The sequence below is a fragment of the Pedosphaera parvula Ellin514 genome (genome assembly GCF_000172555.1).
Lineage (GTDB): Bacteria > Verrucomicrobiota > Verrucomicrobiia > Limisphaerales > Pedosphaeraceae > Pedosphaera.
This window is the reverse complement of record NZ_ABOX02000031.1, coordinates 1-24,260: the sequence shown is the minus strand read 5'-3', so window position 1 is coordinate 24,260 and position 24,260 is coordinate 1. Positions and strand designations below refer to the sequence as shown.

The 24,260-nt window shown below is 52.8% G+C and carries 20 protein-coding genes and 1 pseudogene; 10 read left to right on the top strand and 11 right to left on the bottom strand.

Annotation, left to right across the window (positions count from 1 at the left end):
• The first annotated feature begins 126 nt into the window (after positions 1-126).
• The 6 genes from CFLAV_RS20630 to CFLAV_RS20605 all read left to right on the top strand — a co-directional run bounded on the left by CFLAV_RS20630 (position 127) and on the right by CFLAV_RS20605 (position 6,581).
• Positions 127-1,815, top strand: coding sequence for an NADPH-dependent assimilatory sulfite reductase hemoprotein subunit (locus tag CFLAV_RS20630; protein ID WP_007416766.1), 1,689 nt, complete (start codon positions 127-129; stop codon positions 1,813-1,815).
• A 5-nt stretch (positions 1,816-1,820) separates the two neighbouring features.
• The gene (locus CFLAV_RS20625) at positions 1,821-2,603 is read left to right on the top strand and encodes a phosphoadenylyl-sulfate reductase (protein ID WP_007416765.1); all 783 of its coding nucleotides are present in this window, start codon (positions 1,821-1,823) and stop codon (positions 2,601-2,603) included.
• 52 nt (positions 2,604-2,655) lie between these two features.
• On the top strand, positions 2,656-3,468 hold the full coding sequence (gene cysD, locus CFLAV_RS20620) for a sulfate adenylyltransferase subunit CysD (RefSeq protein ID WP_007416764.1): 813 nt from the start codon (positions 2,656-2,658) through the stop codon (positions 3,466-3,468).
• Positions 3,469-3,525: 57 nt separating this feature from the next.
• Entirely contained in the window at positions 3,526-3,834 is a 309-nt protein-coding gene (locus CFLAV_RS20615) for a thioredoxin family protein (RefSeq protein WP_007416763.1), read from the top strand.
• Positions 3,835-3,859: 25 nt separating this feature from the next.
• The gene (gene cysC / locus CFLAV_RS20610) at positions 3,860-5,761 is read left to right on the top strand and encodes an adenylyl-sulfate kinase (RefSeq protein WP_150107519.1); all 1,902 of its coding nucleotides are present in this window, start codon (positions 3,860-3,862) and stop codon (positions 5,759-5,761) included.
• A 145-nt stretch (positions 5,762-5,906) separates the two neighbouring features.
• Positions 5,907-6,581 carry a hypothetical protein gene (locus CFLAV_RS20605; RefSeq protein ID WP_063816448.1) on the top strand — a complete coding sequence of 225 codons (675 nt, stop codon included), beginning with the start codon at positions 5,907-5,909 and terminating at the stop codon, positions 6,579-6,581.
• Here the strand turns inward: CFLAV_RS20605 and CFLAV_RS20600 are convergent.
• Positions 6,567-7,136, bottom strand: a complete 570-nt coding sequence (locus tag CFLAV_RS20600) for a metal-dependent hydrolase (protein WP_007416760.1) — start codon at positions 7,134-7,136, stop codon at positions 6,567-6,569. The genes CFLAV_RS20605 and CFLAV_RS20600 overlap by 15 nt on opposite strands.
• Before the next feature lie 351 nt (positions 7,137-7,487).
• On the opposite strand from CFLAV_RS20600, the gene CFLAV_RS20595 reads away from it, so the two are divergent.
• Positions 7,488-8,249 (top strand): GNAT family N-acetyltransferase, encoded by a 762-nt coding sequence (locus CFLAV_RS20595; RefSeq protein WP_007416759.1) that lies wholly within the window; start codon positions 7,488-7,490, stop codon positions 8,247-8,249.
• Between the two features lie 106 nt (positions 8,250-8,355).
• Here CFLAV_RS20595 and CFLAV_RS20590 read toward each other — a convergent pair whose 3' ends face one another.
• From CFLAV_RS20590 to CFLAV_RS20560, 9 genes and pseudogenes are all read right to left on the bottom strand, one after another.
• A complete protein-coding gene (locus CFLAV_RS20590; RefSeq protein WP_007416758.1) occupies positions 8,356-9,978 on the bottom strand; it encodes an HsdM family class I SAM-dependent methyltransferase in 1,623 nt (540 codons plus the stop codon).
• Positions 9,979-10,089: 111 nt separating this feature from the next.
• On the bottom strand, positions 10,090-12,207 hold the full coding sequence (locus CFLAV_RS32780) for a M48 family metalloprotease (RefSeq protein WP_007416757.1): 2,118 nt from the start codon (positions 12,205-12,207) through the stop codon (positions 10,090-10,092).
• Between the two features lie 87 nt (positions 12,208-12,294).
• Positions 12,295-15,078 (bottom strand): ATP-dependent DNA ligase, encoded by a 2,784-nt coding sequence (locus CFLAV_RS20580; RefSeq protein WP_007416756.1) that lies wholly within the window; start codon positions 15,076-15,078, stop codon positions 12,295-12,297.
• Between the two features lie 82 nt (positions 15,079-15,160).
• Positions 15,161-15,244 (bottom strand): annotated as a pseudogene (locus CFLAV_RS37895) (type I restriction enzyme endonuclease domain-containing protein); the annotation flags it as partial.
• Positions 15,223-17,148 carry a UvrD-helicase domain-containing protein gene (locus CFLAV_RS20575; RefSeq protein ID WP_007416755.1) on the bottom strand — a complete coding sequence of 642 codons (1,926 nt, stop codon included), beginning with the start codon at positions 17,146-17,148 and terminating at the stop codon, positions 15,223-15,225. The pseudogene CFLAV_RS37895 and the gene CFLAV_RS20575, both read right to left, overlap by 22 nt.
• Positions 17,145-18,668: an AAA family ATPase gene (locus CFLAV_RS37430; RefSeq protein WP_202796930.1), complete on the bottom strand. Its 1,524-nt coding sequence runs from the start codon at positions 18,666-18,668 to the stop codon at positions 17,145-17,147. The genes CFLAV_RS20575 and CFLAV_RS37430 overlap by 4 nt, the downstream gene beginning before the upstream one ends.
• Positions 18,581-19,504: an AAA family ATPase gene (locus tag CFLAV_RS37425; RefSeq protein ID WP_007416753.1), complete on the bottom strand. Its 924-nt coding sequence runs from the start codon at positions 19,502-19,504 to the stop codon at positions 18,581-18,583. Before CFLAV_RS37425 ends, CFLAV_RS37430 begins: the two co-directional genes overlap by 88 nt.
• A 27-nt stretch (positions 19,505-19,531) precedes the next feature.
• Positions 19,532-19,729: a hypothetical protein gene (locus CFLAV_RS35065; RefSeq protein WP_007416752.1), complete on the bottom strand. Its 198-nt coding sequence runs from the start codon at positions 19,727-19,729 to the stop codon at positions 19,532-19,534.
• 386 nt (positions 19,730-20,115) lie between these two features.
• Positions 20,116-20,547, bottom strand: a complete 432-nt coding sequence (locus CFLAV_RS20560) for an SMI1/KNR4 family protein (protein WP_007416750.1) — start codon at positions 20,545-20,547, stop codon at positions 20,116-20,118.
• A gap of 614 nt (positions 20,548-21,161) precedes the next feature.
• Between CFLAV_RS20560 and CFLAV_RS35985 the strand changes: the two genes are divergently transcribed.
• The 3 genes from CFLAV_RS35985 (at position 21,162) to CFLAV_RS20545 (ending at position 23,256) form a co-directional block, all read left to right on the top strand.
• The gene (locus CFLAV_RS35985) at positions 21,162-21,335 is read left to right on the top strand and encodes a hypothetical protein (RefSeq protein WP_007416749.1); all 174 of its coding nucleotides are present in this window, start codon (positions 21,162-21,164) and stop codon (positions 21,333-21,335) included.
• A 248-nt stretch (positions 21,336-21,583) separates the two neighbouring features.
• Entirely contained in the window at positions 21,584-21,736 is a 153-nt protein-coding gene (locus CFLAV_RS35655; RefSeq protein ID WP_007416748.1) for a hypothetical protein, read from the top strand.
• A 125-nt stretch (positions 21,737-21,861) separates the two neighbouring features.
• Positions 21,862-23,256, top strand: coding sequence for a tetratricopeptide repeat protein (locus tag CFLAV_RS20545; protein WP_160164628.1), 1,395 nt, complete (start codon positions 21,862-21,864; stop codon positions 23,254-23,256).
• Between the two features lie 434 nt (positions 23,257-23,690).
• On the opposite strand, the gene CFLAV_RS34275 is transcribed toward CFLAV_RS20545, so the two are convergent.
• Positions 23,691-24,260 (bottom strand): polyprenyl synthetase family protein (locus CFLAV_RS34275; RefSeq protein ID WP_007416746.1); only part of this gene is annotated, 570 nt, incomplete at its 5' end.

Here is a 24,260-nt window from a genome sequence, read left to right as displayed (position 1 = left end):
TACAGAAATAAACGCCCAATTGGTTTAATACAACTCACGTAGCGTAAAGAGTCAACGTGAGCTGGTTAAAAACAGATTGACAACAGGCGCAAAGCTGTTAACCTAACTAACATTAGTATATAACTTATGATTACGGATCCAGCACCAGCAAAATTGTCCCGCAACGAAGGGCTTAAAGAAGCCTGTCCCACGTTGTCGGGAAATATTGGTGCAACCTTGGCGAACACGACGGTGGATCGCTTCTCGGATGACGATTACGAATTTTTAAAGTTCCACGGTATTTACCAGGGTGATGATCGCGACAAGCGCAAGGTGGCGAAGCATTACCAGTTTATGGTGCGTGGTCGCCTGCCCGGTGGTGTGGTGAGTCCGGATCATTATCTGATGTTTGATCGCCTCGCGATGCAGTATGGCAACCAGACGTTGCGCATCACTTCACGCCAGGGATTTCAATTTCACGGCGTCGTAAAGTCCAGCCTGGGGCCGTTGATGAAAGGGATCAACGAAGCGCTCGCCACGACAGTTGCCGCCTGCGGTGATGTGAATCGTAACGTGATGGCGCCAGCGACGCCAGCGACGAGCCGACTGGTTGAGCAGGTGTTGGAAGATGCGCGCAAGGTTTCGAATGCGTTGTTGCCGCATACGAAGGCGTACCATCAGATCTGGGTTGAAGGCAAGGAATTGACGTTGGAGGATGAGTCGAACAAGACATTCGTCGATCCGCTTTATGGCAAGACTTATTTGCCGCGCAAGTTTAAGACGGCGTTTGCCATTCCCCCATTGAACGATGTTGATATTTTCACGAACTGCGTCGGTTTTATTGCCATCGTGGAGAACGACAAGCTGGTGGGATACAATTTGATTGCTGGCGGTGGCTTGGGCATGAGCCACGGCAACGTGCAGACTTATCCCCGTCTGGCCGATGTCATTGGTTTCATCACTCCTGAAAAAGTTGTGGAAGCCGCAAAGGCAGTGCTCACGGTGCATCGCGATTTTGGTGATCGCACGAACCGCAAGCATGCGCGTTTGAAATACGTGCTCGAAGAAAAAGGTGTGGAGTGGTTCCGCAATGAGATTGAGCAGCGCCTTGGCTTCAAGCTGGAGACTGCGAAGGCTTATCAGTTTACCAAGCAGGGTGATCTGTTCGGCTGGCACGAGCAGTTTGATGGGAATCATTTCCTTGGTCTCTACGTTGAATCGGGTCGGGTGAAGGACACCGACAAGTTTCAGTTGATGACCGCGCTGCGTAAGATCGTGGAGCAATTCCGCACGGAAGTTCGCCTGACACCTTCGCAGAATATTATTTTGGCGAATGTGAAGCCGGCGGATCGCGAGCCGATCACCAAGATCCTGGCGCAGCATGGGATTCCGGTGGAGAATCAGGCCAGCATCATTCGTCAAGCTTCGATGGCCTGCCCTGCGTTGCCGACCTGCGGTCTGGCATTGGCCGAATCCGAGCGCGTATTGCCTGACATCCTTGGTCGCATTGAGGGATTGCTTGCTGAAGTGGGATTGCAGGATGAAGAGATTATCATTCGCATGACTGGTTGTCCCAATGGTTGCGCCCGCTCGATGATGTCGGAAATCGGCCTGGTAGGTCGCGCGCCGAATAAGTATCAACTTTATCTGGGTGGTAACCGGTCGAGCACACGTCTCAACCGGCTTTACAAGGAAAACGTTAAAACCGATGACCTCACCAATGAGCTTCGTCCAGTGCTGGCTCGCTTCGCCCAGGAGCGGAACCCCGGCGAGCATTTTGGTGACTTCTGCGATCGGCTCTTGCTGAAAGATGGAGCGGGGCCCGCATCCGCCTAAATTACTTGCTTACACAACTCCCAAATACAGTCATTTTACCCAGCAGCGCGCGCATACCATTAAACACGGCGAATGTGCGCCTGCTGGATCAGCAGTTCAATACTTTACCAACCGAAGAAGTGTTGACGTGGGCTTGGGAGAAGTTTGGAAAACGGGCGGCGATCGGCACCAGTTTCCAAGGTGCGGGTTTGGTAATGATGCACCTGGCGAAGCAGAGCGGCATTCAATTCCCCGTGTTTACGCTTGATACCGGGCTGCTCTTTCCAGAAACGCTGGCGCTTAAAAAGCGGCTCGAAGATTTCTTTGGATTTGGCATTGAGTCGCTGGTTCCAGATCTGACGCTTGAACAGCAAGCCGAGGCGCAAGGCCCCGAACTGTGGAAGCGCGAACCGGACCTTTGCTGCACGATGCGCAAAGTGCTGCCATTGCGGAGCAAGCTGGCGGACCTGGATTGTTGGATTACCGGATTGCGCCGTCAGCAATCGGATACCCGCTCGAGCATTGGTATCATCGAACTGTACGCTTTTGATGAAACGGCGGGACGAGACATCGTTAAGTTGAATCCGATGGCGAACTGGTCGCGTGAGGCAGTTTGGAATTATATCAAGGAACATAAGATTCCTTATAATCCGCTGCAGGATCAGGGTTATCGTTCCATTGGCTGCCAGCCCTGCACGAATAAAACTGCGAGCGGCGAGAATGAGCGGGCGGGACGCTGGACCGGATTCAACAAGGTGGAATGCGGGATTCACACCTTTCTGCCGAAGAAGGTGGACTTTCAGATTTAAGCAGGGAATCGGATTTTCAAATTATCAGCCATATTACATCACTGATCATTTCATGGACTATCTAAGCAAACTGGAGAACCAGAGCATTTACATTATACGCGAGGCGTTTAATAAATTCGAGAACATGGCGATGCTGTGGAGTATTGGCAAGGATTCAACTGTGTTGCTCTGGCTGGCGCGCAAAGCGTTTTTAGGGCACGTCCCCTTCCCACTCGTGCATGTCGACACCACCTATAAGATTGGGTCCATGATCGAGTATCGCGACAAGCTCGTGAAGGATTGGAATTTGCAATTGATCGTGGGCAAGAATGAGGAAGTTCTCAAGAGTGGCGTTACTTTTCCGAACGGCAAGGCGACACGTGTGGAATGCTGCGGCACTTTGAAGAAGGACGGCTTGAAGCAGGTGTTGGACAAGCATCATTTCACCGGTGTGATTGTCGGTGTGCGGCGTGATGAAGAGCCAACTCGCGCGAAGGAACGGTATTTCAGTCCGCGTGACAAGAACATGGAGTGGAACGTCGAAGACCAACCGCCGGAGTTGTGGGATCAGTTCAAGACGGATTTTGAAAAAGGCACGCACATCCGCATTCATCCCCTGCTCCATTGGACGGAGTTGAACATTTGGGAGTATATCGAGCGCGAGAATATTCCGGTTATCCCGCTGTATTTTGCAAATGAGCGCGGTGAACGATATCGCAGTTTGGGCTGCGCACCTTGCACGTTCCCCATTAAGTCGAGCGCCAAGAGCGTGCACGATATCATCGAGGAATTGCGTCGCACGAAGACTTCGGAACGTTCGGGTCGGGCTCAAGACAAGGAGAGCGAGGACGCTTTCGAAAAACTGCGTCGTGACGGGTACATGTAATTTCACCACGGCGACGCGGAGATAAGAATTTTTTTGGACAACCCTGATTAATTCCCTATGGCAACCCTGGTTACTTCGGCAAACTTTGAAAGTGAGGTTCTCAAGCACTCCGGACGGGTGCTCGTGGATTTCTACACAGATTCCTGCAGTCCTTGCCGTTACATGAATCCGATCATCGACGAACTGGCCATGGACCGCCCGAACTTAAAGATCGTTAAAATTGATGCCGCCGAGGATGCAGAGCTGGGTGCGCAGTTCCGGGTAATGGGTGTGCCAACCTTCCTCCTTTTTGATAATGGCCAAGTGCAAAAGCAAATCACCGGCAGCCGCTCCAAAAAGGAGTTCGCCGCCTGGTTGGATACCTGAGATGTCAATGCTATCTACCCCCTTCATGAATTCGACTTCAACACCCACTGAGCAGTTGAAAATTGTCATCGTCGGTCACGTGGACCATGGAAAGTCGACCTTCGTTGGCCGGCTGTTTCACGACACTGGCTCGCTGCCGGAAGGCAAGCTTGAGCAATTGCAGAAGATTGCCGAACGGCGCGGTGTGCCGTTTGAGTGGGCGAACCTGATGGACGCGTTGCAATCCGAGCGCGACCAGAATATCACGATCGATACGGCGCAGATTTGGTTTCAGACCAAGAAGCGGCAGTATGTGATCATTGATGCGCCAGGCCATAAGGAATTTTTGAAAAACATGATCACCGGTGCGGCGAATGCTGAGGCGGCACTGTTGTTGATTGATGCGAACGAAGGCATTCAGGAGCAATCGCGCCGGCATGGTTATTTGTTGAATCTGCTGGGGATTCGGCAGATTGCCGTGCTGGTGAACAAGATGGATCTGCAGGGGTATTCGCAGGAACGATTTAATCAGATCGAAAAGGATTATCGCGCGTTCCTGAAGACCATTGGCGTGGAGCCGAAGCTGTTCATCCCGATTGCTGCGAAGCATGGCGATAACATTGCTTCGAAGAGTGCGAACATGACCTGGTGGCAAGGGGCGACGGTTTTGGAGGCACTGGATCAATTCAAGGTTTCCGATTTGCCGGATAATCAGCCGTTGCGATTCCCGATTCAGGATGTTTATCGCTTTGATGACCGCCGCATTCTGGCGGGGCGCATCGAGGCAGGTTCGGTTAAAGTTGGGGATAAATTGCTTTTCAGCCCCAGCAACAAGGTGAGCACGGTTAAAACGATCGAGCGTTGGAATGCACCGGTAAGCGAGAGTGCAAACGCGGGTGAATCGATTGGTATTACACTGACCGAGCAGATTTTCGTGGAGCGTGGAGCCGTGGCTGCATTGGAGACCGCCCCACCCTATGAGTTGAACCGCTTTAAGGCACGTTTATTTTGGCTGGGACGGCAACCCTTTAAGCAGGGCAAGATTTATAAGCTAAAGCTGGCAACGCAGGAAGCGGATTGCGAAATTGAGTCGATCGAGAAAATCATTGATGCGTCAACCCTCGAGACTATTTCCCGCGAAGGGGAGAAGCCTTACGTTGGTCGTCACGAAGTGGCGGAACTGACGATTCGCACCAAGCGTGCGGTTGCTTTCGATAAGCACATTGAAATCGTTCCCACAGGGCGGTTTGTCATCGTGGATGGTTTTGAAGTTTCAGGCGGCGGCATTGTGGCTGAGGACAATTATCCAAAGCGCACCTCGGACAGTCTCCAGAAGAGTAACAACATTTTTTGGAGCAAGGGCAAAGTCACTGCGAAACAACGCGCATTGGTGAATGGCCACTCCGGTTGTGTGTTATGGCTGACAGGGCTTTCCGGGGCTGGAAAGTCGAGCATAGCGAACGAATTGGAGCGCGAATTGTTCAACATAGGCAAGCATGCGTATGTGCTGGATGGTGATAACATCCGTCACGGACTGGGCTCGGACCTGGGCTTCTCTCCGGAAGACCGCAAAGAAAACATTCGCCGCGTGGGCGAAGTTGCGAAGTTGATGGCCGATGCGGGCATTATTTGCATCACGGCGTTTATCTCGCCTTATCGGGCGGACCGCGACCTCGTGCGCAAAATGCTGGAAGGAAGTGATAACCAATTTGTGGAAGTTTACGTGAATGCTCCGGTCGAGATTTGCGAGCAGCGGGATCCCAAGGGACTTTATGCGAAGGCACGTGCGAATGAGATCAAGGAATTCACCGGCATCTCGGCTCCATACGAAGCCCCATTGAGAGCGGAACTTGAATTGCAAACCAGCAAGCTCACGGTGGCGGAATCGGTGGCGAAGGTGCTGGATTTCCTGAACGTGCAGGACGAGGGAACAACGGTTTCGATTTAATTCCCCACGGTTTAAGGTTGTCGGAAGCCCTGCTTGAAAATGGCAGGGCTTCTTTTTATGCTCCTATCAGGTCGGGCAGCATTTTCGTGGGCGTTGTCCAATGCCTTGCACGGCAAGCCGAGCATTGGTTTGATTTCAAATATCAATGCCCCCATCAACTGCCAATCCAGATGAAATGCCGGAGATCAAGACGCTGCGCCGCCTCACCAAATCCCTGGCAATGCTGGATGCCATCATCTGTCCGGAATGGGAATTCCGGTATTATAGTTACAAACAGAACTGGGGAACGGACGAGGAGATGGCCTCGATGCGCGATGGATCTGGAGACGAATGGTTCATTTTGTTTGCCCTCCACGGAGCAGCGCTCAAAGGCTTTGCTCACGAGTCGGCTCTAGCGGCGGACAAATCATTTCCATCGCAAATCCAGAAAAGCGTTCCTGCTGAATTCACATCATTTTTGCATCAAGCAGCATTCAGCATGCAGAAAGCGACATTCTGTCTCTGGCGCAAAAATGAGGAAGCTATCTGGAACATTGTCATGCCAAACGAGGGTATTGATTGGTTGGAAAGCGATGGCTCTGGAGAAATGCTCTCCATTCTGGATGGAAACCCCGAGACATACCAAACTTGGGCTGAGAGCTATTATGAGCAAGCTGTTTCGCTGGTGGCAGTAAAGGCTATTTACGACCACCAAACGCTTACTTCGGATTTAGTTGCGTTGCTAAATCCTGAAATTGCGCTTTCGGATATCAAAGCGGACGTGGGAGAAATTGGGTATCCTGATTCAGATAAGTCTATCAAGCAATCAGGTGTCCACTGAAGGAAATCGTTGTCGGAGGGTGGCGATGAAGGTGCGGTCAGCTTTTGAAGAAAACATTTCCAGAGGGGAATAGCCGCGTTTCCATGCCAGCCGGAAAGTGATGACCAACGCGACCATTGTGATGAGCATGTTGGGCCAGGCATTGAGAGCCCATTGACCGGACCAGGTCCATTGCCAGGCGTTGGAGAAAGGCAGCAAATAAGGAATGGGCCATTGGTGAAGGTCGGGACCACGCGCGCCGACGAGGTCGCAGAGGAGATGGAGGTGGAAGCTGAGGCAGGTAAGCATGGCGGCTTTCCACTTTTGAGTGGCGAGGAAAACTGCAACCAGAACCACGAGGAAGCAAAAACCGATATTGTGGCCGAGGACATGGTGATAATCCGACCACCAGGTGAGTGGTTTGGGCGAATGATGGGTAAGGATTTCAGCGACGATACCGACGCCATCCAGGTCTGGAATGATTCCGGCGATGGTTACGATGGCGCGGTCGCGACGATTTAGATCGGTGGCGTTCGCAGTAACCCATCCGATCAGGAAATGTGTGACGGGACTCATGGTTTAATCGACAAATTTATGGGACAGCAACATTTAACTTACACCGCAGATTTGCTTTGGTTGCAGCAGAATCGGAGATGAGTCGTGTTGCAAACAGCCTCGCCTGATCAACGCCCCAGCTGGACGCCATCTTCAAGGATAGTTTTGCCTTTTTGCCAGCGCCAGCGTTCATACTGGCAGTTATCACCGATCAGCCTGGGGGTTTGAGTCATGAGTTAACTCGCGGTGCGGTGGGATGTTAGCAAGTCTTCTGAGCGGGAAAAAACCTTATAGGGCGCAAACCTGCTCGCAAAGTTAAGGGTTCGGAGGTATGATCAAAGAATTCCTCGAATCCTTATGAGGATTTAAATCATGAAAAAACATGTGGAATGCCCGCCCGGGGTGCGTCAGCACCATGAACAGATGCTCAGACTCGTCGCCAAGAGTTTTTACAACGAGCTGATTAATTACGGGGTCAACGAGACCGAGATTTTAAGCGTGGCCGGGCACTTGCTGGACAACGTGATCCAGAAGAGCGCGCCAAGCACGAAGCAGGCGGATTATTATAACAGCCATTTCACGCTCAAGAATGTGCAGGATGAATGGTTGACGGCCAGTCGGTTGAGTGTGCAGGAGGTGAGCATTGCGCCAATGGGGCTGGAGGCGATTCCACAGATTTTGAGCTGGTTGCAAGCGCCGGACATTCAGCAGAGTTTTTATCCCAAGTTTCCTGAATCGGAGAAGGAGTTGATTCAGTATTTTCAAAATCCGAATCGCGAATATTTTTCCATTCTCTACAAGAATGAGCTGGCAGGCATCATGGGGGCGGAAAATATCGACGGCGATGCGCTGAAGCTGGAGATGCGCAAGCTGGTGGGTGATGCGAGAATGCATGGCAAGGGGATTGGCAAAAGGGCGACGTTTCTGTTCCTGTACAATGTATTTGAGATCAGGAAATTTCAGAAGGTTTACCTGCACTCGCTGGATATCAACATCCGGAATATCAATTTGAACGGGAAGTTTGGGTTCGAGTTGGAGGGAGTTTTTCTGGAGGATGCGATGGTGGCCAATCGGAAGCGCGATGTGGTACGAATGGCGTTGACGGGGCAGCGGTGGTTGCAGATTTTTGCGTGAGTAGTCGCCGGTAGTTCCCCACCAAGCCACGGAGAAAAAGACTGCTGGCCACGAGAAGACACAAGAATCACAGAAAAAGGCAGAAATTCTTCAGATCAAACCCAATCTACAGGCCAAGAATCTCCCGGGTAAGTTCGTCAATTTCTGCCCGTCTCGTTTCAATGGAAAGTTGCTCGATGCGCAGCAACTCGGTGCGAAGATGTCGCTCATTGGTTGTTGATGGTTCAGGCAATTCCGGGCAACGCAATGCCTCGACATCTTTTGGTTCGAGCTTGTTGAGTCCGTCGCCGTAAAAGCGATTCACCTGCTTGAAAGCTTCTGCGCCCCAGGAACTGTTGAGATAAAGTGTTAACAGTGGGGCGAGCTTTTCGCAGCCACGTTTTGCATAAAGGCCATGAAAACAGCTCAGATTCCTGGCACCCGAGGTGTTCAAAATGTATTTCACGCGCTCACGCGAAAACACGGCGACCCAGATATCGGCTGCGGCTCGATTTTCAGGCAGATACCAAACAGGCCGATGACTTGGGAGATGGCGCGCAGGAATCTGCAAGTTTTCCCCTTTTTGAAGGTAAGCAGTAAGCGCAGGTCCGTTTTCTCGAGGGTTCAAGAGGTAGCAACGACGGTCCGAGGTGGCGAGTTGGGTGAATTTTTGGGATGAAAAAATCAGACCCGAAGCATCCGTTGCCTTGGTGATGCACGGCTCAACGTGCACGAGGGTAAGGCCATGGGTGCGCAAAGCAGAGTTGTTCAAACAGAAAAAATCGTTCGCACCGGTGGCAATTCCACGGCGGCAGGTAAAAAAGTCTCCGACGGTGCGCGGGAACTTGGCGCCGACACTTGTACCGGTGCCATGCAAAAGAAAATTCAGCCACTTTTCCCGCGGATTCAAATTCGCCAACTCAATAACCTTGTCACTTCGATTGGAGGCGGACTTCAAGAGTTGTTGCGAGAGGAAGCTTTCGGCATTTTCCAGGGAATCAGCCTTGGTCAGCAGTGAGCGCGAGGTTTTCGAATGTTTCTTTTCCAGAAATACAATCGCACTCGTGGTGAGAGCATCGGGAAACAGGTTCAAGCCTGGCTCAAAAACAATGATTCCGGGAGGACGGATTACCTCGATCAGATGTTGCTTTATTTCTTCTCCGAAATTCGCGTTAAGAAACTCGGCCGGGAGCAGCACAGCGGCACGGCCCTGGGGAGCCAGATCCTCCCAGATTTTGAGGAGGAATAGCGCGTAAAGATTCGTCAACCGATCCAAGCGTGTGCCAAAACATTGTTCAAAACTGCGCCAAACATCTTCGGAATAATCCAATCGATGCGCCTTCACGTATGGTGGGTTGGCAATGATGCCGGGAAACTGGCCGGTCTTCGTCATCAAATAATCCGCAAAGATTAATTTTGTGCCAGAAGGTGCAGAATTCTTTGCCTGATTCAATGTCTGCTGGTCGCGTTCCACTCCGATCAGGCTGACCTGCTGATCAAAGCGCCGGCATTCATGCAGCAAACCGCCCAGGCCTGCGGCCGGATCGAGAACGGCTTCGGGCTTTTTCGACATAACCCACCGAGCCATTAATTCTGCAATGGCCTGCGGGGTGGCAACCTGACCAAAGGATTTTGTTTCCCCATTCCAACCGGCGGCCTGCGTATGCGGATTCACCTTTCCGGTGGCGATTACCATCTTGTCTGGATGGTAGTAAACAGGGAGAAAGGATTTACTGCCACGCACTTTCATTTCGAAAAAGGATTAGGGCAGTTTAACCACGTGTCAATAAATCTTGAGGAAATTAAGGTCGCGGAGAAGTTTGATTTGTGAATTTCAAGTTTAAACAGGACTGGACCAGACTTAGATTTGTTCCTCGACCTTGGATGCGATGAACGTCAGGCGACCGAGGAGGCGTTGATACAGGGGTAGAAGCCGGTTGAGATGGCAGTTGCAGTTGTTAAAGAGGGCTTCGAGTTTTTGGGTGGCGGGGATGTCGCTACGCGCGAATTCGGCGAGGGTGATTTCTTCGCGGGCGTGCGGGAAAGGATAGGGCAATCCTTCAAGTTGAACGCGGATGGCCTTGATAAATGATTCGAGTTGGGGACTCAGATGGGAAATTCTTTGCTCCACGCGTTCTTTACGTTTGGAATCGCGGCGCATCTCCAGCATCGCTGTGAGAGCTTCGAAGCCGCGGCGGAGTTCCTGCAACTGTTCAAAAGCGCGGCCAAGGCTGCTGAAAATCGGACTGAGTTGAGCGGCTTCCGCCTTCAATGCATCGGCCTCAGTTATTTTGGAGGCAATGTCAGGATGGTTCAACAGCGCGAGGGCGGATGAGAGACGGGTTTGAGCGTGTTGTTCGAAAGCGGAGATGGCGGGAAGCAGGTTTTGCATCGTAGCCAGAGCCTTTTCGCCAGCCTGCTGATTGGACTGATTGACGGCATTGAGGCCGCGTTGGTAAAGGGCTTCAGCCTCTTCGTATTGCTTCAAAGCGGCGGCAACATCCTTCTGCGATGAAGCCATGGCGGCACGGGCTTTGTTAATGTTTTCAATGAGATTGGCGACGGGGACGGTGGAGAATTCTTCGGAAAGAAAAATGGGGCGATAGGCCAGGTGCAGGTTGAAGAAGAAGGCGGTCAGAGAGCGGTGGCCTTCCGCTTGTGATTGGCCATCCTTGATCGAGAGATCCTGGGCAACGAGATTGTGCTCGGTGATTTTGAGCTCGAGGTCATCCTGATAATAAAAACGGGTGACCGTCTTGCTCAGACCGGCGAAGTCACTGAACAGATCGGCGGCTGGAGCATCGCAGTGGAACACTCCCGCCTGCTGGAGCGCCTGGGCGGCGCGAATGCGGTCGGCATCGCACGGGTGAGTATCGAAGATGCGGGTTTTTCGCTTGCCCTTCGCTTCGTCGATTTTTTGTTTCACGTCGGGCGGGAGATTATGGACGGAGAGACTGATGAAGAGCGGGAGGTTTTCCGGCAGGCGGCGGTTGCGCCAGCTTTCGCGCATTTGGTGATAAGCCCAACTCGAACCAGCGGAGAGATTATGCAGTTTGGCGCTAGTTTGGGCGAAGACCTGGCTGCCGACGACCTTGGCTTCGTAACTGTCCGCGTCGTATTCCATCTGGCGGAGCATGAAGCAACTCAAACCGTGGCCTACATGCATCAGAACCCAGAGAATTCTTCGACTCAACCAAATGCAAAGGCGGGTGAGATGGAGGAAGATGCCAATGCGTATAGGAATGCTGGAAGCGATTTGGGCGAGTTTGAGATCCCATTCATCCCGTTCATAAACGACGCGGCCGAACCAATTGTTGATGGTGCGGATGATGAAGGTCAAGCGCATGCCGGCGCCTTGGGCAAAGTGGCCAAACTCGTGAGCGAGCACGCCGCCAAGTTCCTCCATGGTCATGGCCTGAACCAGGGGCAGGCCGATGGTGAGCGTGAGGTCGTTGCCAGCGAGACTGAGGAGGCCGCGACGGAAGCTGGCGGAAGCATTGACCTGGCAATCGACATCGACACGGGATGGCAAAGGAGCTTTAACCGTCTCGCAGATTTTGGCGATGAAAGCAAAGAGGATGGGGTCGCTTTGCGGGGTCAGAGAATAGTTTGCTGGTCCCTTGCCGCGCCCGGCAAAGAACGGTTTGATCATGAAAAAAATGAGGGTTCCGGCTGCAAAGGCTGGCGTAAGATAGATGAGCATTTTGGTCAAATTGCCGCCAGATCCACTCATGAGAAATGTATTGTGTCTGATATGATACCATCCCCAGTAACCAGCCAGGCCAATGAGACCGATGTAGGCGGTGATAAGGAGCAGCATGCCGATGGCGACAACGATGAGGCCGATGGTGTAAGTGGCGGATACCCCGGTGGCCTCGATTCCGCCGGCAAATTCCGTCAATGGGAACGGTTCAGGTTTTCCGATGCTCGGAACTGGTACGTGCGTGTCAGGGTTAAGGACAGTCTCTGGGTTGCTCATTCCTGAATTATGGAAAGCAATTCGCGTGCCTTTCGGCGAATGGCGGGGAAGAAGGGGTGAGGATGGAGAATGGATAATAACTCGAGGCTATTTCACGAGTTGGCGGGCGGTGGCGAGGGTGTCGATTTCGGCGGGGGATTTGTCGGTGCGGATGCGGAGGATGCGGGGGAAGCGCATGGCGAGGCCGCTGTTGTGGCGGTTGCTGGGTTGGATGCGATCGAAGGCGATTTCTAGGACGGTGTCGGGTTCGACTTCGTGGAAGCGGCCGCGTTGGCGGATGACTTTGGCGAGGAAGTGTTCGGTGAGTTGGGCGATCTCGATGTCGGTGAGGCCGCTGTAGGCTTTGCCGATGGTTTTTAGTTCGTCGGTGTTTTCGTCACGGACGGCGAAGGTGTAATCGCTGAGGACGGATTTTCTTTTACCATGGCCGTATTCGGCGCCGACAACGACACAATCGAGGGTGGCGTAGGCCATTTTCAATTTCAACCAGGCGAGGCTGCGGCGTCCGGGCATGTAAAGGCTGGTGGGGTCCTTGACCATGAGGCCTTCGTTCTTGCGCTCGCGGGCTTGGTCGAAGGTGTTGGCGATTTCGTTGATGGAGTTGGCCTGGGTGATTTGGGCGAGGCGAAAGTTTTCGGGCAGCGACGGGAGGGATTCGAGTTTTTCGCGGCGTTGTTGCAGAGGATGGTTCACATAATTTTCGCCATTCAGCCAGAGGAGGTCGAAAGCGACGTATTTGATGGGGACTTCTTCCTGCATGAAGAGGTCGCCTTGTCGGCGGCCGAGACGTTTTTGGAGATCGGAAAATGGGAGGGCACGGTCGCCACGCATGGCGAGGATTTCGCCGTCGAGGATGAAATCGACGGGGAGGTGGCGGGCGGCATCGGCGAGGTCGAGGAAGGTGGTGGTGATGTCCTTGAAGTCGCGGGAATAGAGGGCGACGCGGTCATTCACCTTGTGGAGTTGGCAGCGGATGCCGTCGTATTTGTCTTCGAGCCAGACTGGGACGGGGCCGCCGTCCCCTGCTCCGCTGCGCTCATGGTGGGCGCTTTGGATGCGGTCCCAGACGGTGGTGGGTGATTCTTCGGGCGAGGCGAGCATGGATTTGACGGGGCGGAAGGGTTGGATGCCGATGTTGGCGAGTTCGTTCCGTTTGGCGAGGCGGGCGGTTTCGCCGATGTCGCCGAGGAGCAAGTTGGCTTGTCTCACCTGCTCTGCCGGAAGGTCGAAAGCGCGGGCGATGGCTTCTTCGACGAGGCCTTCCTTGAGGCCGATGCGGAGGTCGCTGGTGATGATTTTGATGAGATACTTGGCTTCGAGCGGGGTGCAGAGTTCCAAAGCGCGCAGGAGCAATGGGAGCTTGGCAAGTGAACCGGCGGCGGCCTGGAGTTGGTGAAAAAGTTCGTTGACGCGTTCGACGGTCAATGTGGGTGTGAGCGTGGCGGCGCGGGTCTGGAAGATTTCAAAGGCGGTTTCGCCGAGGTCGCTGTGCTTGAGATAAATCTGGTGGAAGGCTTCGGGTGTGAGGTCGTCGATTCCGCAAAGGGCGTTGCGGAGGGCGGCCCAGCCGACGTTGAGGGTTTTGTTTTGGCTGCTGGGGAATGGCTGGCCGGTGAGCCAGGTGGCGGTGATGGGGACGGCGCTTTCCTGCAGCAGGCGGAAGTATTCGGCGAGGATGCGGACTTTTTCGAGTTTGCGACTGTCGGCGGCGATGGTGGCGCAGGCTTGGGCGAAATCCTGGAATGAATGGCTGCCGTTGGAGTGGTTATTGTTGCCGTTGCCATTGTTGGTCGCGGCGGTGGTTTGGTTGTCGGCGGTGGATTTGGTTTTGGTGCGGGGTTTGGTAATTTTGTTTTTGAGTTCGGCGGCGAGGTCGAGGGTGAATTGTTCCTGTTGACTCAAAGCCTGGGCGTTGTAGCCGAGTTCGCGGAGGGTTTGGGCGAAATCGGCGGCGAATCCGTGCAGGGTGTAAACTTTTTTGGGGTTCACCCGTTTGACCATTTCGATGAGGTCGGGGAAATCGGCGTGGTCGCTGATGGGAAAGGCGGCGTCGCATTGGTAGCGGTAGCGGCAGCCGGGATCGACGGCCCAGCCGGTGAGGATGGCGGTGCGGGTTTTGCCGAGTTTACGGAGCATGGCGGTGCCAGCGATGTGCGGCGGACAGATGAGGACTTTGCCGTGGGCCGTGGCGGCGTCGTAGAGTTCGTAGTCGGGAAAGGTTTGGCCGAAGTTTTTGTAAATCTCGGTGAGTTTGTGGACGGCGGCATGGAGCATGATGGGGAGTCCGGCCTGGCCGAGGCTGCGGAGGAGTTCCTGGCTTTTGCCAAGGGAATAGCCGTAGAGGACGGGGGTTTCGTCGTTGTCGATGGCTTGTTGGCAGAAACGGATGACGCCTTGCATGACTTCGTCGGTGGGCGGGAATTGATAGCTGGGCCGGCCGAAGGTGGTTTCCATGATGAGGATGTCGGCGGGGCGCGGTTCGCAGAGTTCGGCGGAGCGGCTGGGGCGGAGTTTGAAATCGCCGGTGTAAAGGAGCGATTGGCCTTCGGCTTCGACGAGGGACATGGCGCTGCCGAAGATGTGGCCGGCGGGGACGAGGGTGATTTGGTAGCCGGTGCCGTTGTATTCGTAGGTGGCGGGTTGGCCGAATTTCAGAATGTGTTCCTGTCGCGTGCCGCCGATGCGGGCGAACATGAATTTTGACGTTGGTTCGCTGAGGATGACTTCGCGATGGGGCGCGGTGTGGTCGGAATGGGCGTGGCTGATGAAGACGGTTTCGGCGGTTGTGATGGGGTCGTGGGCATCGAGCCAGAGGCCGAGTTTAGGGAGGTGGACGCTGTTGTTGATGAATTGGATGTCGAGGGCAGACACCTTGAAACGTAAGGCAAATTAGCAGATTTTCAAATTGTCTGATTGGGGGGGTTACGTATTGCGGGTTGTGAAAAAACCAACATTGCGGCATGCCGTGGACTTCAGCAAGAAATTCATCCGAAAGTATTGAGATATCGGGTTTCTTCAGGCCACTGCCGGCAAAGATAACAATTCGATTTCAAGTTGCTCGAACCAGCCTTGCTCGATCAGCGTTGCTTGCACCATTTTGGCATTAGCGGAGTAGGCAACTAATGCGAGACTGTTTTGACTACGACTACATGTAACGTAAAACAGTCTGCGCGTGCGGTCCACGGATGTTTCCTTGCCGTCTTGTTCATTCCTTATATCGCTTGAGCTCTTCTCTTTTGCTCCAAAAAGCTTTTCGAATCCGAAGAGAAATCCACCAGCACCTTCATCGTCCATGATTACAAGAACACGGGGGAATTCGAGACCTTTTACTCCTTGATGAGTCGCGAACCATGAATCGCCGAGCACGTAATCGGCGTACGGCTTAATCTGCTGAAAAGGGGTATCGAGAAAGGCCCGAACTGCCACTAGAGTTTTCGTGGCGCTCTCTTCTTCATCGGCTTCCTCGGTCTCGCTTGAGGTTGGTTCTGAAGCCGCCTTGTCAGATACAAATGGCAAAAGACTTTCTGGAATCGTGAAAAGTTTGGTGTCCGCGATAGAATTAAGGACGGCGAGAAAAGTGGGCTGCGCACCTCCGGTGAAAAGCGCCAAGAGCGCCTCGACGCCAGTCTTCGCGGCCTTCACTTGAGCAGCTTGGTTAGTCCCAATTTCGAACAGGGCTTCTCTACTAAGAAGTGGCGAGTTCTGGCGCATCAGCGCCGCCACTGCGAATTCATTCCCCTCGCGTTTTGCGGTCACCAAGGGCAAAACTATTTCGGAGAAAAAGCGCAGTAGTGGGAGTGAACCATCTCGAAGGCCAGTCTTGTAGTCAGCTACCCCGTCGAGTTGTCTGAACATTTCTGCGAATCCCAAGCGCTGGGCCGCCATGTGATGCTCAAGGGTTAAGACTTTCACACCGTCCAAGCGAAGCCATTCGTTGTCACCAGTTGTTGCCGCCATTCGTTTTCTGACCTGTTCCTCGCATTCGCTCTTGTTGACATCGAGGCTCGGCACGATGAAGAAGCGAACATGCCCCTCACTGGCCTCGGTGCGAGCTTTTTGTTGCTGGTCATCGATCGCAGCTGAAGAGCGGATTTTGTTGATCAGCTTTACCACCCGATGAGGGCAACGGTGATTTATCACCTTCGAGGGTTTCTTCCAGTCGGCTGGCAAGTTTCTTCCCAAATCCACCTTCCCATCGGAGTAAATTCGTTGCATAGTATCGCCAATTAATCCGAGGCAAAATGAGTTATCGTGTGCTGCTTGTACTGCGAAAAAAGCTTCCATAAGCAACTTGCTCGTGTCCTGACTTTCATCAATGAGCAAAACCGGAAACTTGCTGATGAGAAGTTCCTGCATCAGCGGCTTTGTTTTAAGGAAGGCCGCACCTATTTTGATAACTTCGGCGTGGTTAAGTGAGCCTCGAGTGCGATTTTCCCCGGTGGGACTGTACACAAATCCACTAAGGCCATCGAGAAGGTCGAGGCGCTTCTGAAGCGCGACAATTTTCTGTTCTCGGTCCGCAGCCGCTTTCGTTCCCGATCTCCCTTTTGTGTGCTCTTCTTGAATAGTCCTTATCTCTTCGGTGAGACTGACCTTCAGCCACTTCCTAATGTCTGTGTTAAATCCCTGAATCAGGTCCCAAACGAAGCTGTGGATGGTTTTTACGCAAATGAGTGGATCAAATTCAAGCCGACGAGTAATTTCATCGCAGGCCGCATTCGTGTAGGTAATCACGGCGATTTGTTGCCCACGCAAACGCATCCGAATTCCACTCCTTTCGCGCAGTCCTCTGATAGCCTTCACGAGAGAGCGAGTTTTGCCAGAACCTGCACCTGCAAACAAGAAGAAGCTCGTCGGTTTATCGAGATCGAGGCAACCATCTATCTCGACATCGGCATGATTGTCGATGGTTTCGTTCAGACTTTCTGTCTTTGTGATCATGCTAGGACAGTTGCTGGTGACAATGCTTCCTCAGTCGGCGCCACTGAGGCTGCCGGTGCTGATGTAGAGGTCTTCGCGGACTGCAAGACGAGTTGTTCATTCTCGCTGAGTTGGCACTCAAGCCATTCTAATCCGTTCTCTATGTATTTCGGGACCTTGACCTTCGCTAGGTCCTCCTTAATCAGTAGGAGGTCGAGAGCGAATTCCGCTTTACCTTTGGTCTTTCGAACAGCCTCAGAAATCTCCTTCGCCAGTTCCGTGATCACCGGCGGTGTATTCAAAATGGCCTTGAATCTTTCAACTAGATCTCCGCCTTCAATTACATTACCACCAGTGTTTCTAAACAGCTCTAAGTTTTCAAATGCAAGCGCGTCCTCAAATGTAGAGGGCAACGCCTCGGCGACCGTTGCCGTCGGCTCCAGTTGCACGGAGACGGGAATCTGATAAGCAACTCGAACTGAAAACTGTGGAAAGTCTGAGGTTTTCACCTTCGCCTTTTCGTCCAGCTCTATTAATTTATCGAACAACTTCTCTCGGGGATGCCACATCTTGAGAGTAGCATTGTTTGTGACTTGTCCGTCCCCCAGCATGGGAGGTATCGACTTATGATGTCCCCCAGCCTCGCCAGTATCAATGTCAGTAATAATCAGTGTTGTAAGACCGAGGTGTTCGATTAAGCTTTGCAATCGATGAGCGTGGCTGCCCCCGACTTGCATTACAGTCACATAGCTGCGGTGTAGCTTGGGGAAATGCTTCCGGATAAAGTGTGGCACCAGAATTCGCTCTGCGTCACCCTCCACCAAAATTGCACCATCGGCAAAAAATAGGTCGCAATGAACAGCCTGAATATATCGAGTGACAAATTTCTCTGTTTTGTCATTCGGACCAAACACCTCAGACAAGTTAATGACCGCTGATGTCGGCACTCCATCAGTTGGCGCAGCCAAACGACGAAAATAACGAAGACTTGAAAATGGGCATTCATGAGCGACATGGCTTGAATGCGTGCTCACTAAAAGCTGTGTTCGTAGCGTCGTTTTGTCTTCAAGATCAGGATGCGTTCGCAAAATGTCATATGCCTTCCGAACAAAGACCTGCTGCACTTGAGGGTGTAGATGTGCTTCAGGTTCTTCTACAATCACCAAGTGCAATGGCGCCAAGAGCGTTTTTTTCTCGGTCTGCAGCACCGACATTTTCGCAGCTTTACCTTTCCGCATCCAGGAATCTCGGAACGCCATCAACCGAAAAACAATCGAGATTAAGTTTTGGTAACCGAGCCCGTTGTATTCCTCTGGCAACCGGAGTTGAGAAGCCGAGGTATTACCCGCTTGAACGCCCAGTTCATACTGCAGCGCGGCGCTGTGATTGAGCCCATCAGTTGGTCGAAGCAATGTGGCAATCCTCAATTTCGGGTCGGCAATACCGGGATAGTTTAGTTCTTCCAATTCTTTAATTGCATCCGCGAAGCCGTCCATAAGCCGTGTATTAAAGGCATTTTCGGACTGTTCGATTGCTTCCAAGGCATCCAAGTCTTTGGCGTCAGGGAATCAGTGGGATCGAGATGCTTTTTGTAATAAGTCCTAAGTTGCTCTGAAAGTGCCTTTCGGCCTTCTACAACAGTCTCACCCTCGGCATCGGCGAATTGCCGGTCCTCTTCGCCCAGTCCTCGCTGCGCGGCGATTGCATGCACACGAATCAATCCGTCGAGCGGATTACCGTCGACGGAACCAATTCCTTTAGGCAAAGGCTGAGGCTTTGCAATACCATTCGACGGCTTCACGCAGGCGGCTGCGTCCAGGAGATATGCTTGCACCGTAAATCGAGCACGCAAACGGCGATCAAGGTAACTGCGCATGCTTTCGGGCCACAACCTAGGCTTCTTGTGGCGCCCCTCGACCACGTCTTTCGCCTTTTTGCGTTCCGCCAAAAAATCCCTGTGTAGGTCGTCGATCTTTTTGGGTTCAAATCGCAGGCGCACTCCTAAGGGTCCCCCTGCCCAGTCTAGCGTCGGTAGTAATCCGCGCACATAGTGGATTTCGCCTGCACCCACCTCTAGCCAGATGTCGAGAGATGGTAGCGCTAGCTCCCAATCTTTAAGCTCCGGAGCAGGAACGTTAGGTTTGTCGGCTTGCTCCTCCCATTTTGCGGCGATAGCTTCGATCAACGCCCAATTGGAGAGCGTGAAATCATTTGTGGAGAACTTTTGCGGTTCCACGAGAAACTGCCGCAATGCCACAGTAGCCGAAGTCTTACCGCTGTTGTTTGCACCAACTAGCAGCGTCGTCTTCTCACTAAAGTCAATTCTCACCGACTTTAGCTTCCGGAAATTCTGAATCTCGACGAATGTGATTTTCATAGAAACGACTGTAGGGCGATCAAATCTTCAGCAATGCATCTGGGCGAGAGTAATGAAGGAAATGTTGGAACTAAAAACACGACAGAAGCTCTTTGCGTTGCACGGGCTGACGTTGGCGCGAACGGCACGAAGACCGAGTTCAATCCGCGCCGGTTTCCATTTGGTGGGACCGTTAACCTTACCGTTGGTTTTGGGGGTGGAGTTTTTCGGGACGGTTTTGGACATCTATTGTGAGTCAGTTTGGTTCCTAAAATTTTGACCGTCTTGGATTTAAGCGATTGTAGGGGAATGGAATGGGGTTGCAAGGGAGTTTTGGGAATAGTTGAGAGACGGGGAGTTGAGAGTTTGTTGAATCGGATGGAAGGCAGGATGCTCGCTTGGGCTCGCGCGGCCACAGGCCGCAAAGTGTGGGTGGTGAGGGAAAACGTTTACCTGGGGCTCCGCGCTCTGCGCTTCTCCCCAGGCTGGTTTGGGGCGGGCCTTTGGCCCTCGCGGAGGGGAGGCGGCGGGGACAGCTGAGGGTTGAGAGTTTGTCGGATCGAAGGCAGGCTGCTCGCTTGGGCTCGCGGATCTCGCGGATCTCGCGGACAGGGCTGTCCCATCTGCGGCAGCTATTCCTCGTCAACAAGGCTGTTCCAAAAATTCTCCAGAGACATGCAAAGGTTGCTCAGGTTCTCTCCGAAAGTGCAGTCGGCTTTGTAGAGATAGACTAATTCGCGGCTCGGTGTGCAATCGACAAAAAAATAGTCGCCCCCAGAATCCACGGCGAATGGGAATAACTGTCTCGGGACAAGGTTACGCTTTAAAACCAAGGTCTTGTAACTATCAATAGCAGTCCCCCTGCCTTTGCTCGATTTCATGGGAAGCGTTTCACTGACGGTTGTATAATGGTCTTCCGTTCGCAACACATATGGAATCGGACTTCCCCCATTATTCTCCAGAAACAACTTTTTTAACGAATCGGGAAAACGTATTCCAAGTTCTGCTTCCAGACTTTGAATTTCAGCAAGAGACACTGGCGTATCCTGGTTTTCAAATAACATGATTTTACGTCTGGGTGGTTTTGTTGGATCGTTCGATAAGCTGGGAATCAGGCATGACGGCTAATCTTGCACAGTCCAACCGCACGCGGCGAGTTGCGCGTCGATTTTTTGGCGTGCGAGTTGTTCGGGCGTCATGATGGGACGTTAGGTCGGGTCCTTTTGGCTACAAGGATAGGTAAGTTGCGGGGGGATAGCAAGATGGGATTGAGGCGGAGGTTGAGAGTGGATAGACGGGGAGTTGAGAGTTTGTTGGATCGGATGGAAGGCAGGATGCTCGTCTGGGCTCGCGCCGACGGGGTCGGCAGTCAGTGTAGTTTAAAACGATGCAAACCCAAGGTAGCACCTAGACGGCAGGTGCAACCATTGGGCTGTAATACGAAACCCCTTTGGGGTTTTCAATGGGCAGCACGCTTCACCAATTAAAAGGAAAACGGTAGTTTTTTGAGTAATTCCTGGTAAGTGGTTGATGGTCAAAGAAAGATTGTTTAGGGGGTTGGACAGCGGATGTCCCACCCCCCTCTTATGATGGGAGCATGAAAATGAATTTCGAATGTCGAGTTTCGAGGTTCGAAGGCGAAAGAGCCAACGCCATAAATTTTTTGACAGGAGTCAAAATGAAAACAAAGAGGATTAAGTTTCTGGAAATTGAAATCGAAATGGAAGGGCTTTGGTGGATTGGATTGTTGCAGGAGCATGGCCGATTGCAAATCGGCGATACAGCAGGCTACAAGCCTGCGCTACTTGGCAAGCAGTCCGGACGGATCGGAAGCCAAGGGATTTTCGAATGACGGTTTTTGTTTTGCGAATGGAAAAGAACTTACAGATAGGAGCGGGTCGGAAATGTGGCAGGCAGCTGGAGAAGGCCAATTTTCAATTAATACGTGTACCCGGGTTCGGAAGGTATCGGAAGCCAACGGTAGGTATCGGAAGGTTGGGAAATTTCGGAGAGCGAGTTTCGAGGTTCGAATGGGAATCGTCTAACGCCATATAACGGCAAATAACGCCTTATAACGCCATATAACGGTAGAAATTTTTTATGAGAACTAGTGAAAACACAATATTAGAACTCGACGGAGTCTCGCTCCACCATCATTTGGAAACTGAAAGATTGAAGATCATGTCGAAAGGGTTTGGAGGGGAAGCGGCGGCTGGCGGCACCTACCGGCAGTTAACGGCAGTTCAAAATTAATTATGGATTGTCAGATTTTCAGATCGGGAAAACGGGAAAATGTCAGAATTCGACGGGAGTCTCATTCCACCGTTATTGGAACAAATTGGTATGGATTTTTGCGTGGAGGATGTCATTATTTTTTCATGGGTGAGAAAACTGTGAATGAGTTGCCGAGGGAGCTTCGGGGGTTGCACACGAAGGGGATGGATGCTTTGCAACGCGAGAATTTTGATTACGCGATTGCCTTGTTTTCCCAGATTTTGGACAGGGAGCCGACGAATTATGATTGTCGCAAGGCTTTGCGGATGGCGCAGTTAAGCAAGGTGAAGGGGGGCGGCGGGTTTTTCAAGAAGATGTTCAGCGGGGCGAGTGCGTCGCCGCAGGTGGCGCGAGCGCAGTTGGCGTTGCGGAATAATCCGTTCGAGGCGATTGGGATTGCGGAGCAAATTTTAAGCGCGGACCCGATGAATTCGTCGGCGCACAAGATTATTGCGGATGCGGCGTTGGCGAGTGGGATGCCGAAGACGGCGGTGATGTCGCTGGACTTGCTTGTCAAGGGGTCGCCGAAGGATAAGGAGTTGGTGATTGAGTTGTCGCATGCCCTGGCGGAGGCGGGTGAGCGGAGTCGCGCGGAGCAGGTGTTGGAGAATTTGCGGGCGGTTTATCCGAATGATAATGAGATTTTTGTGGCGCTGAAGAATGTGTCGGCGAATAAAACGATGGATGAAGGGGGTTATGGGGCGCTGGCGGATGGTGAGGGTTCGTACCGGGATGTGTTGCGGAATAAGGAGGAAGCGGTGTCGCTGGAACAGGAGAACCGGCATCAGCGGTCGGAGGATGTGACGGAGAAGTTGATCAGGGAGTATGAGACGCGGGTGAAGTTGGAGCCGAAGAATTTGAAGTTGATGCGGGACTTGGGCGATTTGTACGTGCAGCGGAATGAGTTTGATAAGGGGCTGGGTTGGTTTGCAAAAATCGTGGAGGTGGATGGGGGCGCGGATGCTTCGATGCAGCGGAAGATTGCGGAGACGAAGGTGAAGAAGTACGAGCATTCGTTGACGTTGCTGGATCCGAGTTCGCCGGAGTATGAGGAGAAGGCGGCGCAGATTCGGGAGGAGCAGCGGGCGTTTCGTTTGGCGGAGTGCAAGGAGCGGTCGGATCGGTATCCGACGGATTTGGGGATTCGCTTTGAGTTGGGGCAGCTTTATTATGATTCGGGGAAGATTGCGGAGGCGATCCAGGAGTTTCAGAAGGCGATCAATAATCCGAACAAGCGTATTCAGGCGATGACTTACCTGGCGAATTGTTTTGCGAAGCGGGGGATGAATGATATCGCGGCGCGGCGATTGCAGGAGGCGTTGAAGGAGAAGCTGGTGTTTGATGATGAGAAGAAGGATTTGGTTTATACGCTGGGGACGATCCTGGAGAAGATGGGGAAGCGTGAGGAGGCGATTGAGCAGTTCAAGGTGATTTACGAGATGGATATTGGTTATAAAGATGTGGCGGCGAAGGTGGATGCGTATTATGCGGGGCAGTGATTGAGGATGGCGACGGGAAAGCACAATTGGGCGCGAAGGATGCGAGGATGGATGATGGCCACAAAGAGGCACAAGAAGCACAAAAGTTTTTAACCGCGGATGGACTCAGATGAACGCGGATGGGGGCAACGGGACGGGGAAACGGGTTTACCGCGAAAGTCCTTCCGGACGGGCCAATACGCGAACGGGGAATTAAGTGGTCCAGTCGGCGCAGAGTAACTCTGCCTGTTCCAAGACGGTTTGGGTGGCTTTTTCTTGTTTGTCGGAAGGGTAGCGATGTCCAAAGAGGTGCAGACAGATCAGACAGCTTGTCGGGCGTCCGTTGTCAGCGGTCGGTTGTTAAAGAAAATGGGATGGGTGGCAGTTATCGGCAGTTAAATGGCCTACAAAATAATTTTTGGATGGTGAAATTTTTGGATGGCCGGGTTGGGTGGTTATTTGTTGCGTTGGAGGAGGTATTGGGCGAGGGCTTCGAGGGCGGTGGCCTGGCCGCGGAAGGTTTTGAGGGCGTCGAAGGCGCGGTTGGTGAGTTGGGTGGCGATTTTGCGGGATTTTTCGAGGCCGATGAGGGAGGGATAGGTGGCTTTCTGAGCCTTGGTGTCTTTGCCGGCGGTTTTGCCGAGTTGTTCGCTGGTTTGGGTGACGTCGAGGATGTCGTCGATGATTTGGAAGGCGAGGCCGACGTTGTAGCCGAAGTCGGTGAGGGCTTTGAGTTGGGCGGGGGTGCAGTTGGCGCTCATGCCGCCGAGTCGGACGGAGCAGCAGAGGAGTGCGGAGGTTTTGCGTTCGTGGATATACTTGAGTTGCGCGGTGGAGATGCGTTTGCCTTCGGCTTCGAGGTCGGCGACCTGGCCGGCGATGAGTTGGAGGGAGCCGGAGGCGCGGGCGATTTCGAGGACGAGATCCTTATGGGTGTAGCGGGGCCAGGATGGGCTGAGGGCGGCGATTTCGAAGGCCTGGGTGAGGAGGGCATCGCCAGCGAGAACGGCGATGCCTTCGCCGAA